The 14,157-nt window shown below is 65.6% G+C and carries 17 protein-coding genes; 8 read left to right on the plus strand and 9 right to left on the minus strand.

Translation table 11 applies throughout. The features are described from left to right. Positions 1–69: 69 nt before the first annotated feature. Entirely contained in the window at positions 70–564 is a 495-nt protein-coding gene (locus E4L96_RS02540; RefSeq protein ID WP_135205662.1) for a hypothetical protein, read from the plus strand. After that, positions 561–1,901 carry a GAF domain-containing protein gene (locus E4L96_RS02545; RefSeq protein ID WP_135205663.1) on the plus strand — a complete coding sequence of 447 codons (1,341 nt, stop codon included), beginning with the start codon at positions 561–563 and terminating at the stop codon, positions 1,899–1,901. Before E4L96_RS02540 ends, E4L96_RS02545 begins: the two co-directional genes overlap by 4 nt. Positions 1,902–1,940: 39 nt before the next feature. On the opposite strand, the gene E4L96_RS02550 is transcribed toward E4L96_RS02545, so the two are convergent. Continuing rightward, positions 1,941–2,630: a hemerythrin domain-containing protein gene (locus tag E4L96_RS02550; protein ID WP_135205664.1), complete on the minus strand. Its 690-nt coding sequence runs from the start codon at positions 2,628–2,630 to the stop codon at positions 1,941–1,943. 176 nt (positions 2,631–2,806) lie between these two features. On the opposite strand from E4L96_RS02550, the gene E4L96_RS02555 reads away from it, so the two are divergent. Together E4L96_RS02555 and arfB are read left to right on the plus strand one after the other, a co-directional pair. After that, a complete protein-coding gene (locus E4L96_RS02555) occupies positions 2,807–3,229 on the plus strand; it encodes a cytochrome-c oxidase (RefSeq protein WP_135205665.1) in 423 nt (140 codons plus the stop codon). A gap of 65 nt (positions 3,230–3,294) precedes the next feature. Then, positions 3,295–3,693 (plus strand): alternative ribosome rescue aminoacyl-tRNA hydrolase ArfB, encoded by a 399-nt coding sequence (gene arfB / locus E4L96_RS02560; RefSeq protein ID WP_135205666.1) that lies wholly within the window; start codon positions 3,295–3,297, stop codon positions 3,691–3,693. 21 nt (positions 3,694–3,714) lie between these two features. Here arfB and corA read toward each other — a convergent pair whose 3' ends face one another. The 8 genes from corA to mpl all read right to left on the minus strand — a co-directional run bounded on the left by corA (position 3,715) and on the right by mpl (position 11,938). Beyond that, entirely contained in the window at positions 3,715–4,680 is a 966-nt protein-coding gene (corA, locus tag E4L96_RS02565) for a magnesium/cobalt transporter CorA (protein WP_135205667.1), read from the minus strand. 129 nt (positions 4,681–4,809) lie between these two features. After that, positions 4,810–5,526, minus strand: coding sequence for a monofunctional biosynthetic peptidoglycan transglycosylase (mtgA, locus tag E4L96_RS02570; RefSeq protein WP_167758580.1), 717 nt, complete (start codon positions 5,524–5,526; stop codon positions 4,810–4,812). Continuing rightward, positions 5,523–6,350 carry a shikimate dehydrogenase gene (gene aroE, locus E4L96_RS02575; protein WP_135205668.1) on the minus strand — a complete coding sequence of 276 codons (828 nt, stop codon included), beginning with the start codon at positions 6,348–6,350 and terminating at the stop codon, positions 5,523–5,525. Before aroE ends, mtgA begins: the two co-directional genes overlap by 4 nt. 5 nt (positions 6,351–6,355) lie before the next feature. Next, positions 6,356–7,207 (minus strand): TonB C-terminal domain-containing protein, encoded by an 852-nt coding sequence (locus E4L96_RS02580; RefSeq protein WP_135205678.1) that lies wholly within the window; start codon positions 7,205–7,207, stop codon positions 6,356–6,358. Between the two features lie 131 nt (positions 7,208–7,338). After that, a complete protein-coding gene (locus E4L96_RS02585) occupies positions 7,339–9,417 on the minus strand; it encodes a ribonuclease catalytic domain-containing protein (protein ID WP_135205669.1) in 2,079 nt (692 codons plus the stop codon). Next, entirely contained in the window at positions 9,418–9,999 is a 582-nt protein-coding gene (locus E4L96_RS02590; RefSeq protein ID WP_370660722.1) for a chorismate--pyruvate lyase family protein, read from the minus strand. It abuts the gene before it with no gap. After that, positions 9,996–10,574 (minus strand): YqiA/YcfP family alpha/beta fold hydrolase, encoded by a 579-nt coding sequence (locus E4L96_RS02595; protein WP_135205670.1) that lies wholly within the window; start codon positions 10,572–10,574, stop codon positions 9,996–9,998. Before E4L96_RS02595 ends, E4L96_RS02590 begins: the two co-directional genes overlap by 4 nt. After that, positions 10,571–11,938: a UDP-N-acetylmuramate:L-alanyl-gamma-D-glutamyl-meso-diaminopimelate ligase gene (gene mpl / locus E4L96_RS02600; RefSeq protein ID WP_135205671.1), complete on the minus strand. Its 1,368-nt coding sequence runs from the start codon at positions 11,936–11,938 to the stop codon at positions 10,571–10,573. Before mpl ends, E4L96_RS02595 begins: the two co-directional genes overlap by 4 nt. 138 nt (positions 11,939–12,076) lie before the next feature. Between mpl and E4L96_RS02605 the strand changes: the two genes are divergently transcribed. From E4L96_RS02605 to E4L96_RS24180, 4 genes are all read left to right on the plus strand, one after another. Then, positions 12,077–12,703 (plus strand): hypothetical protein, encoded by a 627-nt coding sequence (locus tag E4L96_RS02605; protein ID WP_135205672.1) that lies wholly within the window; start codon positions 12,077–12,079, stop codon positions 12,701–12,703. Positions 12,704–12,705: 2 nt separating this feature from the next. Continuing rightward, positions 12,706–13,257, plus strand: coding sequence for a TlpA family protein disulfide reductase (locus E4L96_RS02610; RefSeq protein ID WP_135205673.1), 552 nt, complete (start codon positions 12,706–12,708; stop codon positions 13,255–13,257). A 187-nt stretch (positions 13,258–13,444) separates the two neighbouring features. Beyond that, positions 13,445–13,882: a type II 3-dehydroquinate dehydratase gene (aroQ, locus tag E4L96_RS02615; protein WP_135205674.1), complete on the plus strand. Its 438-nt coding sequence runs from the start codon at positions 13,445–13,447 to the stop codon at positions 13,880–13,882. Positions 13,883–13,984: 102 nt separating this feature from the next. Then, the coding region (locus tag E4L96_RS24180) for a DUF8684 domain-containing protein (protein WP_502654449.1) at positions 13,985–14,157 on the plus strand (173 nt) is incomplete at its 3' end.

A 14,157-nucleotide genomic window follows, 5' to 3' on the forward strand; every position in this document is an offset into this window, starting at 1 on the left:
CCGTAGCGCCGGATATACGAACCCGCGCCACCCGTTGATTTGGCTCAGCCCCTGTAGCACACTGCCTGCATGACTGACTCCCAGCCCATCATCGACGCCGACCTTGCGCAGTTCATGCAGCGCGGGATCTCGCTGAACATCGGCTCCAGCGGCCCGGACCTGCGCCCCAGCGTGGCGCGCGCGCTCGGCTGCGTGGTGTCGGACGACCGCCGCACCGTCCGCATGCTGGTCTCGGCGACGCAATCGGCCTCCGTGATCGAGCATGTCCGCAGCACCCAGCGCCTGGCCGCCGTGTTCTCCGAGCCGCCCACGCACCGCACCTACCAGCTGAAGGGCAGCGACGCCCACGTGCAGCGCGCCACCGATGCCGACCTGGCCGTGGTGCGCCGCTACCGCCATGCCTTCGTGCGCGAGCTCGAACAGATGGGCTACCCGCCAAAGCTCATCTACGGATTCCTGCACTGCCCGGACACCGACATCGTCGCCATCGCCTTCACGCCGACCGCCGGCTTCTCGCAGACGCCCGGCCCCAAAGCCGGCCAGGCCCTGGGAGCCAAGCCATGACGATCAATCTCGACGCGATCCGCTCCTGCCTCGAAGGCGTCATCCCCGGCACGATGGCGACGGCGGACCTGGAAGGCACGCCCAACGTGTCCTACCTGTCGCACGTGCAGTTCGTCGACAGCGAGCACGTGGCCCTGAGCTACCAGTTCTTCAACAAGACGCGCCAGAACCTGCTGGTCAACCCGCACGCCATGCTGGCGGTGATCGACCCGCTCACGGCCACCCACTACCGGCTGACGCTCGAATACATCCGCACCGAGACTGCGGGCCCTCTGTTCGAGTCCATGAAGGCCCGCCTCGCGGGCATCGCTTCCCATGTGGGCATGACGGGCGTGTTCAAGCTGCTCGGCTCCGACATCTTCCGCGTCACCGCCATCGAACAGGTGCCCGGCGAAACGATGCCGCCCCCGCCGCCGCGCCACAACCTGCTCGCATCCCTGCGCCAGGTGAGCGAAACGGTGCGCGCCCAGTCGGACCTGGACACGCTGCTCAACCAAACCCTGGCCGCTCTGGCCGTCCACTTCGATATCCCGCACTCGATGGTGCTGTTGTACGACGAGCCGGGGAGCCGCCTGTTCACGGTGGCCAGTTTCGGCTATGACCCGTCCGGCGTGGGCGCGGAGATCCCGCTGGGCGATGGCGTGATCGGCGTGGCCGCGCGCGAGCGCACGCCGATCCGCATCGGCCACATGACGTCCGAGTACAGCTACAGCCGCGCGATCCGCCAGAACACCATGCAGAGTGGCCTGCACGCCGCGCTGGAGACGGAAATCCCGCTGGCCGGCCTGCCGGACTCGCGCAGCCAGCTCGCGGTGCCGCTGCTGTCCGGCACGCGCCTGATCGGGGTGCTGTATGTGGAGAGCACGCAGGACCTGCGCTACTCATATGACGATGAAGATGCACTGGTGGCGCTGGGCTCCCAGCTCGGCATGGCCATCTGCATCCTGCAGGCGCAGTCACTGGCCGAGGACGAAGCGCAGGCTGCGAGCGACGACGCCGCAGGCGCGCCCCGCGGCGAGCCGGTCGTGGTGCGCCACTACCCCGAGAACGACTCGGTCTTCCTCGACGACGATTACCTCATCAAGGGCGTGGCCGGTTCCGTGTTCTGGATGCTGATGTGCGACTTCATCGAAAAAGGCCGCACTGAATTCACCAACCGCGAGCTGCGGCTGGACCCGCGCGTGCGCCTGCCCGATCTGAGCGACAACCTGGAAGGCCGCTTGCTGCTGCTTTCGCGCCGGCTGGTCGAGCGCAATGCCTGCGTCAAGCTGGAAAAGACGGGGCGCGGCCGCTTCCGCGTGGTCGCCGAACGGCCGCTCAAGCTGGCGGAAGGCTGAGCGGCCCTCCGCCAGCGCCAGCGTCCCTTCACGGCTGCATCACGCGGCCAGCATCACCTCCAGTTCCAGCGCGGTAGCCAGCTTGGTCCACTCGCGCTCCGTCAGCAACTGGCGCACCTGGCCCAGCATCCCTTCGAACACCGGTGCGGGCACGCCGCGCCGCACGCCCGCCAGCAGCTGCGCGCGCTCGTGCGGATTCAGAGCGGGAATCATCCAGCGAAAGCTGATGCCCTTCTCCTCCGGCGTGAGCGATGCGACCAGTGCCTGCTCGATGGCGGCCAGCTCCGCGTCGCTGTGGGTGGCCCACAGCACGGCGTTGTTCTCGGTCTCCTCCGCATGCATGTGCACCAGGCTTTCGGCGAAGAAGACGTTCAGCTGCTGGTACAGCTGCTTGATGAGCAGCGGACGCTCGTCCACGCTGGCCTGCGCGGCGGAGGCGGCGAGCGAAATCAGCTTGCGGCAGGCGTGATCGTGGTGCTCATGCTCGCCCGCGCAGTCCTTAGACGAACCCGGCGTGCGCGCTTCCATGGCGGGGTGGATGAAGCGGTCTTCATGGAACAGGTGCCCCGCGGTGAACGAGGCCAGTTCGCGCACCTGCGCCAGCACCGCGGTCAGCTCTTCGGTGTCTGCGTGATCCACGCGGCCCAGGCGCACCATGGTGTCGGCGGTGTACGCGCGCAGCGCTTTATGAATGTTGCGGTAGATGTCGTACGGAGCGGAAGAAGTCATGGTCGTATCCCAGGTTGGTGTCGAATGAAAACAGAATAGAGCCTGCAACGGCGGGCCTTTCTTAAAACAACCCTCACCAAACACTAAAAAAACCTTAAGACGACAATTGGTGACATTTGTCGGCCAAAACGGGTCGTAGAATCCGCAGCCTTGATGAACCAAACGGGGAGAATGACATGCAGACGACTTACCAGAACCAGGCTTCGGGCCTGGCCATTTCCAATACCGGCATCGTGTGGCTGAAGCTCGCGGTGCTGTACCTGATGCTCGGCGTGGGCCTGGGCATCGCGATGGGCGCGAGCCAGAACTTCACGCTGCGCCCCGTGCACGCGCACGTCAACCTGCTGGGCTGGACGACGCTGGCCCTGGCGGGACTGATCTACAGCGTGTTCCCGCAGGCGGGCCACAGCAAGCTGGCCAAGGTGCACTTCTGGATGATGAACCTCGCGATGCCGGTGATGATGGTGGCGCTGTCCATCATCCTGCTGACCGGGAACCAGGCCGTGGTGCCCTTCCTCGCGATCGCGGAATTCGTCGCCGCCGGCGCGATCATCGCCTTCGCCGCGAACCTCTTCCTGAACCTCAAGCCGCAGCAATAAAAGCCGGCGCCGCCTGCGGCGCGGCGCCCGTACAATGGCGTTTTGTCCCCGTACAGACCCGCGCTGTGAGCATCGCCATCCAACCCGACGAAGTGGAGTTTTCCGCGATCCGGGCCCAGGGGCCGGGCGGCCAGAACGTCAACAAGGTCTCGTGCGCAGTGCACGCGCGCTTCGACATCGGGGCCTCCTCGCTGCCGCCGGAGGTCAAGGCGCGCCTGCTCGATCGGCGCGACGCGCGCATCACGCGCGAGGGCGTCATCGTGATCAAGGCGCAGCAGGCGCGCAGCCTGGAACAGAACAAGCTCGATGCGCTGCGCCGGCTGCAGGAACTGGTCGACCAGGCGGCTGAAGTACCGCTGGTGCGCCGCGCGACCAGGCCGACGCGCGCTTCGCAGCGGCGGCGGCTCGACGCCAAAACGCGCAGCGGGGAACGCAAGGCGCTGCGCGGGAAGGTGGTGGAATAGCCGCCGTCCGGCGGCGCGGCCTTACTTCAGCCAGCCGCGGTGGCGGAAGTACAGGAAGGGAGCGATCGCGGAAGCCAGCATCAGCACGATAGCAAACGGATAGCCCAGGTCCCAGTTCAGCTCCGGCAGCCACTTGAAGTTCATGCCGTAGATGGACGCGATCAGGGTCGGCGGCAGGAAGGCGACCGACGCCACCGAGAAGATCTTGATGATCTTGTTCTGGTTAATGTTGATGAAGCCGACCGTGGCGTCCATCAGGAAGTTGATCTTATCGAACAGGAAGGATGTGTGGCCGTCGAGCGATTCGATGTCGCGCAGGATCTGGCGCGCCTCCTCGAACTGCTCGGTGTTGAGCAGCCGCCCGCGCATCAGGTAGGACACCGCGCGCCGCGTATCCATCATGTTGCGCCGGATCCGGCCATTCAAGTCTTCCTCGTGGGCGATGGCATTCAGCGCGTCGGCCGCGTCCTTGTCGGTGAAGGTCTCCTGCAGCACACGTCCGGACACGACTTCCAGGGTCTCGTAGATCCCTTCCAGCGCATCCGCCGAGTACTCGGCATCGGTGGCGTACAGGTCCAGCAGCACGTCCATGTAGTCTTCGATGGAGCCAGGGCGCGAGCGCGCGCGCATGCGCACGAGGCGGAACACCGGCAGGTCTTCCGCATGAATCGAAAACAGGATCTTCTTGGCCAGGATGAAAGCCACGGTCACGATGCGCGACGGGCCTTCCTCCTGCTCCAGCAGGAAGTCGGTGCGCAGGTGCAGGTCGCCGTTTTCCGCTTCGTAGTAACGGGCCGAGGCCTCGATGTCCTGCACCTCGTCTTCATCCGGCAGGATCACTTCGTAGATCGACTTGACCCACGCGCGCTCGTCGTCGGTCGGGTCGGTCAGGTCCACCCAGATCGGCTGCACGCTCGCGAGGTCGTCGCGCGAGTCGATCGGGACCTGATTCAGTCGGCCATTTTGTAAGACAAATACGTTGATCATGCGCGCTCTCGGCCGGGTCGATATTGCAAAACAGCGCAAGTGTACCCGTAAAGGCGCTGCCCCGGCCAGCCCCAGTGAGGCAGCGGGACAGGGGTGCGCCAGCCTAGGGCTCACCCTCAGGGCTAGCCCTCAGGGCAGCTCGGCGGCATGCAGCTGGCGCAGGATGAAATTGGTGCGCTTGGCCAGGTAGCGGGTGTCGCGGTGCTTGTCGTAGTAGCGCGGGTTGGGCAGCATCACCGCCAGGCGCGAGGCCTGCTCGGGATTCAGCTGGGCGGCGCTGATGCGGTAGTAGTGGCGCGCCGCCGCCTCGGCGCCAAAGGTGCCCTGCCCGAACTCCACCACGTTCAGGTAGATCTCCAGGATGCGCTGCTTGCTCATCACCGCCTCCAGCATGAAGGCAATGACCATCTCCTGCGCCTTGCGGATATAGCTGCGCGACCCGGAGAGGAACAGGTTCTTGGCCAGCTGCTGGGTGATGGTGGAGCCGCCGCCCGCGATGCGGTGGCGCTTGTTGTTCTTTTCGTAAGCCTTCTGCAGCGCGTCCCAGTCCACGCCATCGTGTTCGGCGAAGTTGGCGTCTTCCGAGGCGACGATGGCGCGCTTGAGGTTATTCGAGATGGCGCTGTAGGGCACCCAGGTCTGATAGATCCTCGCGCGCGGGTTCTTTTCCAGCAGCGCTTCCTGCTGGAGGCTCATCATGCTGGTCACGCGCGGATTGTTGAAGTTCCACCAGACGATCCAGCCGAAGTACCACAGCTGCACCACGAGGATCAGCAGCAGCGGGGCCAGGATCAGCCACTTGAACATGGTGCGGCGGCCTTTGGCGGTCGTCGTCTTTTTCTTCATAGTTTTTGGCGCAGGTCCGACAGGATCGTTTCGGTGGCCGGCCGCACGCCGCGCCAGATGAAGAACGATTCGGCGGCCTGCTCGACCAGCATGCCCAGGCCATCGCGCACGTTCGCGCCGTGCTGCGCGGCGAACTGCATGAAGAGGGATGGGTCACGGCCGTACATCATATCCAATGCCAGCGTGCCGGGGCCGAAAACCGACGCAGGCACCGGCGGCATGGCGGCGCCGAAGCCGGCGGAGGTGGCGTTGACCACCACGTCGAAGGGCGCGTCCGCACCGAGTTGATCGTAGCCGCGCGCGGCCAGCTGCTGGCTGTGCGCGGTGTCGCCCGCGAACTGCGCGGCCAGCGCTTCCGCTGTGGCCACGGTGCGGTTGGCGATGACGACAGCCTGCGGCTGCTCGCCCAGCAGCGGCAGGATCACGCCGCGCGCCGCGCCGCCCGCGCCCAGCAGAAGTACGCGCTTACCGGCCAGCTGCACGCCGGCGTTGCGAACGATGTCGTTCACCAGGCCGGGGCCGTCGGTGTTGTCGCCGACGATATCGGTGCCGATGAAGCTCATGGTGTTAACCGCACCGGCCGCCCGCGCGCGGGGGCTCAGCGTCAGGCACATGGCGGCGGCATCGAGCTTGAAGGGCATGGTGACGTTGGCGCCCTTGTAGCCTTGGGCGATCAGGTTGCGGACCGTGTCCACGAACTGGCCGGCGGGCGGCAGGCAGCGCTCATAGCTCAGCTGCTGGCCGGTCTGCGCGGCGAAAGCCGTGTGGATGTGGGGAGATTTGCTGTGGGCGATCGGGTCGCCGATGACGCAATAACGGTCCATGGCGACTAATTACCCTTCATGTCGACATCAAGGCGGTCCCGGGACGTGAACCGGAATGTGATCACCACCACCCACAGGTCATCCCGATCCGTCGAGCGCATATTGGCCGGGAAGCGCCCGAACGGCGACGAGCGGCGCACGATGCGCTTGGCCGCTTCGTCCAGGTCCGCGTTGCCGGACGTGCGCTTGATCTCCAAGCCGCCGTCCTTCTCGTAGATGGTCCCGTCCTGGAACACGGGGATCATCATCACCAGCTCTCCGTACAGCTTCTTGCCGTTCTTGTTGGGGAAGTTCAGCGTGCCGAAGTCCTCGATCCGCTTGGACATCTGGTTGTAGTACATCGCGTAGCCCACCGCGCGGGTACTCGGCGTGATGAAGGTCTTCTTGGGCCGCTTGTTCTGGTCCTCGATCCGCTCGGACAGCTCGGCCACCGAACGCGCGATGGCCTTGGACGATTCGATCAGGTCTTCGCCGGTGCGGTTGGGGTCCGGCTTGTCCTTGTCCGTGATTGGCGCGACGTTGAAGTCGGACTTGCGGGCGCGCGCCAGCAGCTCCTTCTGCATCTGCATCAGCTGCGCGATGCGGCGCTCGGCCGCCTTGACGGTTTCGCCGGTGTCATTGCGGCGCAAGTCCGGCAGCGGAGACTTGGAGCGGCCCGCGTCCGCATTGCCGCCCCCTTCCAGGTTGGCCTGCGCCAGCGCCTCGGCCTTGGTGGGCGCTTTCGCATGCTTGGCGTTGACGAGGATGACCTCCAGCCCCGGATCGGCCGGCTGGATGCGGAAGGCATCCGGCGGCACGAAGCGGATCGCCAGCAGGACCGCGTGCGCCAGCACCGAAAAGCCGATGGCGGCGTACATGGAGCGGTTTTCGCGGTATTGGTAAGACTGCAAGGACTTCAAGGTGAGCGAAAGGCGGCGGGCGAAAAGCCAATTCTACATGACGCCGCCCCAGACCAAAACGGCCAGCCGGGGGCGCACGGCCCCCGTTGTTATTGCGTCGCGGCGCCGCTCTGCGGGGCAGCGGCTTCCGGCGGCAGCACCGTGCCTTCGGCCGGCAGCGGGTCGATGGCGGCGACCGCGCCCTCCGCTTCCGCCGCTTCGGCGGCCGCGTCGTCGCCATCTTCCTCGTCGTCGAATTCCAGATCGATGTCCGCCGGTGCGGCCACCACCGGCACCTCCAGCAGGCGCGCCTCGATCGACAGATCCACTTCGTCCCAGCGCAGGATATCGAGCCGCACCTGCGAGCCGCGTGCAATCTCCGGCATGCCCGGCATGCGGATCACGAGTGGAATGTCCACGAGGCGCATCAGCTCATCCTTCAGTACCACCGCGTCGACCTGCTTGGCCTGTTCCTGCGCCAGCCAGCGCAGGCACCAGTAGCGCTCCATGTTGGCCTGGAAGTCGTTGTAGGCCGCGTAGGCGGCGTCGAAGGCGGACACGATCGAGAACAGGGTCGCGTCGCGGTGCTTGAATGGGGCCACCAGCGGCGCCGTCACGCCCGAGTTGGCGCAGGCGATGATCTGCCACTGGTTGATCAGGTCCGTGTAGCGGCGCAGCGGCGAGGTGCTCCACGCGTACTGGTCCACGCCCAGGCCCTGGTGCGGCGCGGCGTGCGTCAGCATCCGCACCTGCATCTTGGCGTTCCAGCCCGCGCCGCTGCCCTGGCCCTGCGAACGGTAGATGCCCGGGACGCCGCTGTCGTGCAGCAGCTTGCCCCAGGTGGAGTTCGCGAAGATCATCAGCTCGGCCACGATCTTGTCCAGCGGTGCCCCGCGCTTGCGGCGCACCACGCTCACCACGTCGTTCTCGACATAGAAGTTGTAGTCGACGCGGTTGTTCTGCTCGGGCTTGAGACCGAAGGCTTCGCGCTTCTTCATGCGCAGGCCTTCGAGGTGCTGGGCCCAGCCCCACACCAGCGACAGCTCCTGCATGTGCGGGTAGTCGCCGGTGCCGTTGTTGAGGGTCTCCTCGTTCACCACCTCATCGAGATCGTTGTGGCGCAGGTTGGAGGCGATCGGCACCAGCTCCGCGCGGGTGTCGGTGCCCAGCAGGGACCAGTCCTTGCGGTTCAGGGTGGCGTACAGCGACAGGGCCGGGCAGTTCTTCCCTTCGGCCAGCGTGTAGGCATCCACCACTTCGTCCGGCAGCATGGTGATCTTATCGCCGGGCATGTACACAGTGGACATGCGGGCGCGCGCGATCTTGTCGATGGCGTCATCCGGCTTGATGCCCAGGCCCGGCGCGGCGATGTGGATGCCGATGCGGACCAGGTCCCCGTCCAGCAGCTTGACGCTGATCGCATCGTCGATCTCGGTGGTGGTCACGTCGTCGATCGAGAAGGCGGTGATGTCGGCCAGCGGCAGGTCGGTGGGCGGCGGCGGCACGGCCACCGGCGCGAAGCCCGCGCCGCGCGGGAAGTGCTCGAACAGGAAGCGGCCCATGTGCAGGTCCTTGGCCGAGCCGATGCCACCCACCTGCAGCATCAGGCGCGCGGGGACGGTCTGCAGCTCGGCGCAGGCCTGCTCCAGCGCCTTGTATTCGATGGTGTTCTTGTCCGGCTTGAACAGCAGCTGCGGCACCATGCTGCGCAGCGCGTCCGGCAGCTTGCCCTGCTTGAGCTCTTCCACATAGCCCTGCTGGACGATGGCCTGCTGCTTCTTGCGCTCGATGCCGGCCAGCGCCGCTTTCAAAGACTGCTCCGGCGCGGCCTTGTAGCGCCCGCGCCCCTTTTTATAGAAGTACATCGGGGCGCCGTGCAGCGCCAGGATCAGGCCCGCCGCCTCGTCCGGCCGCGGCGCATGGCCAAAGTACTCGGCGCCCAGCTCCGCGAAGCCGAATTCCTCCTGCCCCGCAACCTCCCACAGGAAGTCCAGGTCCACCTCGGCGGCGATGGCGCGCGCCTGTTCCAGCAGTTCGGCCGGCGAAGGCTTCTCGAACTGCAGCATCACATCCTTGGACTTGACCTTGGTGCGTTTACCCGTAGGCAGTTCCACCTGCCAGGCTTCGCCCTGCTGGGACAACACGGAGCCGACCTTGAAGTCGCCCGATTCTTCGAAAAAGAGGTTCATTTAGCGGTTGTTCTTTCTTGGCTGCGGCACCAGCGCCAGCACCGAAGGCAAAAAGACCTCGGTCACCAGCAGGGTGCCGCGCTTGCGGCGGTACAGGCAGCGCCGCGCAAACAGGGTTGTATCGGCGGGCCCTCCACCGAGAGCGGCACGGGCGCGCTCCATCAGCGGATGCCCGTCGCGGATGCGGGCGAATTCCAGCTCGCCACGCGCGACCAACGGGTCGTAAAACAGTGTGCTCCCCAGCGAACGCTCGCCGAGGGCCGAAAACAGGGGCCAGTCGGCGGCGGTCGCGCTCATCGGCACGACGGTGTGAGCGAAGACCACCGGCACATCGTCGCAGCGCAGCAGCACTTCGCGCTCCCACACGCGGCCGGGACGCGGCAGGCCGATGGCGTGCGCTTCGTCCGGCAGGCACAGGGCCGTGGTCTGGTGCAGGCGCTGCACGCGGAAGGCCGTGCTGTGCGCGATCAGCTTCGCGGTCAGCGAACCTGGGCTGGTCAGCCAGCCGCGGGTTGCTTGGTCTGCATTCACCGCGTTCGGATGCCGGTGCCACCGCGCCATGCGCAGGCTGGCGGTCCTCACGCGGGGTCTTTCGTCATACAAAAATCCAGTACTTCGTCCACATAGTCACGGAACTCCGAGATCGCATGGTCACTGCCCTGCACCACTTTCTGCTTCGCGCCGGGATAGTGGGCCACCATGTCGCGGTAATCCAGCACTTCGTCGCCGGTGCAGGCGATCAGGAAGTAGCGCTCCGGGTGCGTCACGCGTGCCACCTTCAGCGCGCGCAGCTCCGCGATGTACTCCTGCTTGAATTCGAACGGCTTGTCCGAGTGGTACTCGGTGGTCACGCCGACATGCTGCTCCAGGTTCTTGAGCGGGTCGATGGCCGGGTTCAGGAGCACCGCGCGGCAGCCCATGCGCTCGGCCAGCCAGGTGGCGTAGAAGCCGCCCAGCGACGAGCCGATCACCGCCAGCTGGCTCGGATGGTAGCGGTCCACCAGGCGTGTGACGAGGTCCATCGCTTCCTTCGGCGAGGCGGAGAGCTGGGGGCAGATCAGCTCATCGCTGCGGCCCAGCTCCGCCAAACGTTCCTGCACCACGCGCGCCTTGAACGAGCGCGGGGAGGAGCGGAAGCCGTGGAGGTACAGGATCATTTGGCCAGCGCCTCGAGGATCTTGCCGTGCACGCCGCCGAAGCCGCCGTTGCTCATGATGAGCACATGGTCGCCCGGCTGGGCGGCGTTGACGACAGCCTGCACCAGGTAATCCAGGTTGTCGAAGCTGTGGGCGATGCCGCCGAGAGGCTTGAGCGCGTCGGCGAGGCTCCAGCCGAGGGCCTGCTGGCTGCCGAAGCCGAACACCAGGTCTGCGTCTTTCAGGCTGCCGGGCAGCGCGTCTTTCATCGCGCCGAGCTTCATGGTGTTGGAGCGCGGCTCCAGTACGGCGAGGATCCTCCCCGTCGTGCCGATCTTCTGGCGCAAGCCACCGACGGTGGTCGCGATCGCGGTCGGGTGGTGGGCGAAGTCGTCGTACACGGTCACGCCCTTCTCCACGCCGCGCACTTCCATGCGGCGCTTGACGCTCTGGAAGCGGGACAGCGACTCGGCCGCCTGTTCCGGCTTGACGCCCACGCTGCGCGCGGCGGCGATCGCCGCCAGCGCGTTCATGCGATTGTGCTTGCCGGTCAGCTCCCACTGCACGTGGCCGACCTGCTCGCCGTTGAACATGACGTCGAAGCTGCCGCCCGGGTGCTCGACCAGTGTCCAGTTCACGCCATCGGCCACGCCGAAGCTTTCCTTCTCGCTCCAGCAGCCACGCTTGATCACGCGGCCGAGCGAGGCTTCGTCGCCATTGACCACGATGCGGCCGATGGCGGGGACCGTGCGCACCAGGTGGTGGAACTGGGTCTCGATGGCGCCGATGTCCGGGAAGATGTCGGCGTGGTCGAACTCCAGGTTGTTCAGCACCGCGGTCTTGGCTTGGTAGTGCACGAACTTGGAGCGCTTGTCGAAGAAGGCGGTGTCGTATTCGTCGGCCTCGATGACGAAGAAGTCGGACGGCTTCGAACCGTGCAGGCGCGCCGAGATCCCGAAGTTCATCGGCACACCGCCGATCAGGAAGCCGGGCGCGTAGCCCGCTTCTTCCAGGATCCACGCCAGCATCGAAGTGGTCGTGGTCTTGCCGTGCGTGCCGGCCACGGCCAGCACCCACTTGTCGCGCAGGATGTGTTCGCCGATCCACTGCGGGCCGGACACATACGGCAGGCTGCGGTTCAGGATCTCTTCGATCAGCGGATTGCCGCGCGTGCAGACATTGCCGATCACATACAAGTCAGGCTTGAGCTCGACCTGCTCCGGTCCGAAACCCTGGATCAGCTCGATGCCCTGCGACTCGAGCTGGGTGCTCATCGGCGGGTACACATTGGCATCGCAGCCCGTGACGCGGTGGCCGGCTTCCTTGGCGAGGACGGCCAGGCCGCCCATGAAGGTGCCGCAGATGCCGAGGATGTGGATATGCATGGTCTTTCCCAAATCTGGTGCGCGGCTGGTGAGGCCGAAAAGGGGATTTTACCTGAGCCCGGGCCCGCCCGGCTCGCCCGCCGGGTTCCGGACGTGCACGGCGCCGCACCGTTTTTGCCCACGTTGTATGATGCGGACATGGCACAGAACCCTTCCTCCGGCCTGGCACAGTTGCGGGCCGAAATTGCCGCCGTGGCCGCCCGCATGATCGCGCAGGACGGCGCCGACTACGACACCGCGCGCCGCAAGGCAGCCCGCCAGATCCTCGGCACCGAGCGCTTCAAGCCAGACCAGCTGCCGGACAACCTGCAGATCGAGTACGAAGTCCGCAATTACCAGGCGATCTTCGTCGACCCCGGGCAGACCGAGCGCGTGCACAAGCTGCGCACCACCGCGCTGCAGGTGATGGACGCGCTCGAACAGTTCCACCCCTACCTGACCGGCAGCGTGCTGAACGGCACTGCGGGCGAGCACGACGAGATCTATCTCCAGCTTTTTGCCGAGAGCGCCAAGGAGATCGAAATCTTCCTGCTCAATAAAAACCTGAACATCGAGATTTCCGAGTCGCCGCACTTCCGCGGCCCGCGCTACGACCCGGTCGAGACCGCCAGCTTCATGTGGCGCGACGAAGGCGTGCACGCCCAGCTGTATGAGCTGGACGACCTGCGCGGTGCCCTCAAGCCCCGTTCCGATGGCCGCCTCCAGCGCGCCGATGCCGCAGCCGTCCGTGCGCTGATGGCAGAAGAATCTTCCAAACTTTACTGAAAATGCAGAAGAAACGTCTCCTCGTTTACGCCTTGGTGGCGATCGCTTTCGGCGCCATGGGCGCCTGGGTCGGCACCCACAAGAATGACGCCGGCCCGCTGACCACCGCCTATGCCGCCACGCCCGGAGGCCAGCCGCACACGGCCACCCAGAACCTGTACGCCCAAACCCTCCCGGACGCGGCCGGCAAGAAGCAGGCGCTGGCGCAATGGAAAGGCAAGCCGCTGGTGGTCAACTTCTGGGCCCCGTGGTGCGCGCCGTGCGTGCAGGAGATGCCGGAACTGTCCGCGCTGGCGGCGGCCAACGGCAAGGCCCAGGTGATCGGCATCGGCATCGATTCGCCGACCAACATCGCGGAATTCGCCAATAAATACAAGATCAGCTATCCGCTCTACGTGGCTGGAATGAGCGGCACCGATCTGTCCCGCGAGTTCGGCAATACGGCGGGCGGCCTGCCGTTCACCGTGCTGATCGGCGCCGATGGCCAGGTCAAGCGCACCTACCTCGGCCGCCTGAAATTCGAGCAGCTGAAGGCCGACCTGGCCGCCCTTTGACGCGGTTCAAGCCGGTACGCAAACGCCGGAACCCAGCCGTTCCGGCGCGCTCCAAAACGCTAGAAACCGGCCCCAACGCGACAGTGTGTGAGCCTCCCTTGCCCCGGTCCGCGTGGAAATTATCGCTTGCCAATGGCAGAGGTTAGGGGCAAAATGCCTGACTTTCGCGTAGAAGTAATACTCTAACATGGCAAAAAAGCTACTTCTGCTCAACGGCCCCAACCTGAATCTGCTGGGGACCCGCGAGCCTGAGGTGTACGGCGCCGACACGCTGGCCGATGTCGAACAGGCGGCGGTCGCGCAAGCGGCCCAGGCCGGTGCCGAGCTGGTTTGCTTCCAGAGTAATCATGAAGGGGCGCTGATCGACCGCATCCATGCCGCCAAGGCGGAGGGCGTGGGCGCGATCGTCATCAACCCGGGCGGCTACACCCACACCAGCGTCGCCTTGCGCGATGCGCTGGCCGGCGTGGCCATACCGTTTGTGGAAGTCCATATCTCCAATATCCACAAGCGCGAGCCGTTCCGCCACCAGTCCTACCTGTCGGACGTGGCCGTCGGAACGATTGCGGGCCTGGGAATCGAGGGCTATCGTCTAGCCATCGACTTCATGCTTAAAAAGCTTTAATCTACGTCATCTTCACGCAACTCCGGCGGATCACCGCAGATTCCCAGTCCGCCACCGCGTTCACACAACCTAGCACGACACAATAATTCCAAGGGGTTTTACATGGATCTACGAAAGCTCAAGACGCTGATCGACCTCGTCGCCGAGTCCGATATCGCGGAACTCGAAGTGACCGAAGGCGAGAGCAAGGTACGCATCGTCAAGTCGTCCGGCGTGCCGCAAAACCAGCTCGTGATGATGCCGCCGCAAGGCATGACCCAGCACTACGCGGCGCC

The organism is Zemynaea arenosa, from assembly GCF_004614185.1.
GTDB classification, from domain to species: Bacteria; Pseudomonadota; Gammaproteobacteria; order Burkholderiales; family Burkholderiaceae_D; genus Telluria; species Telluria arenosa.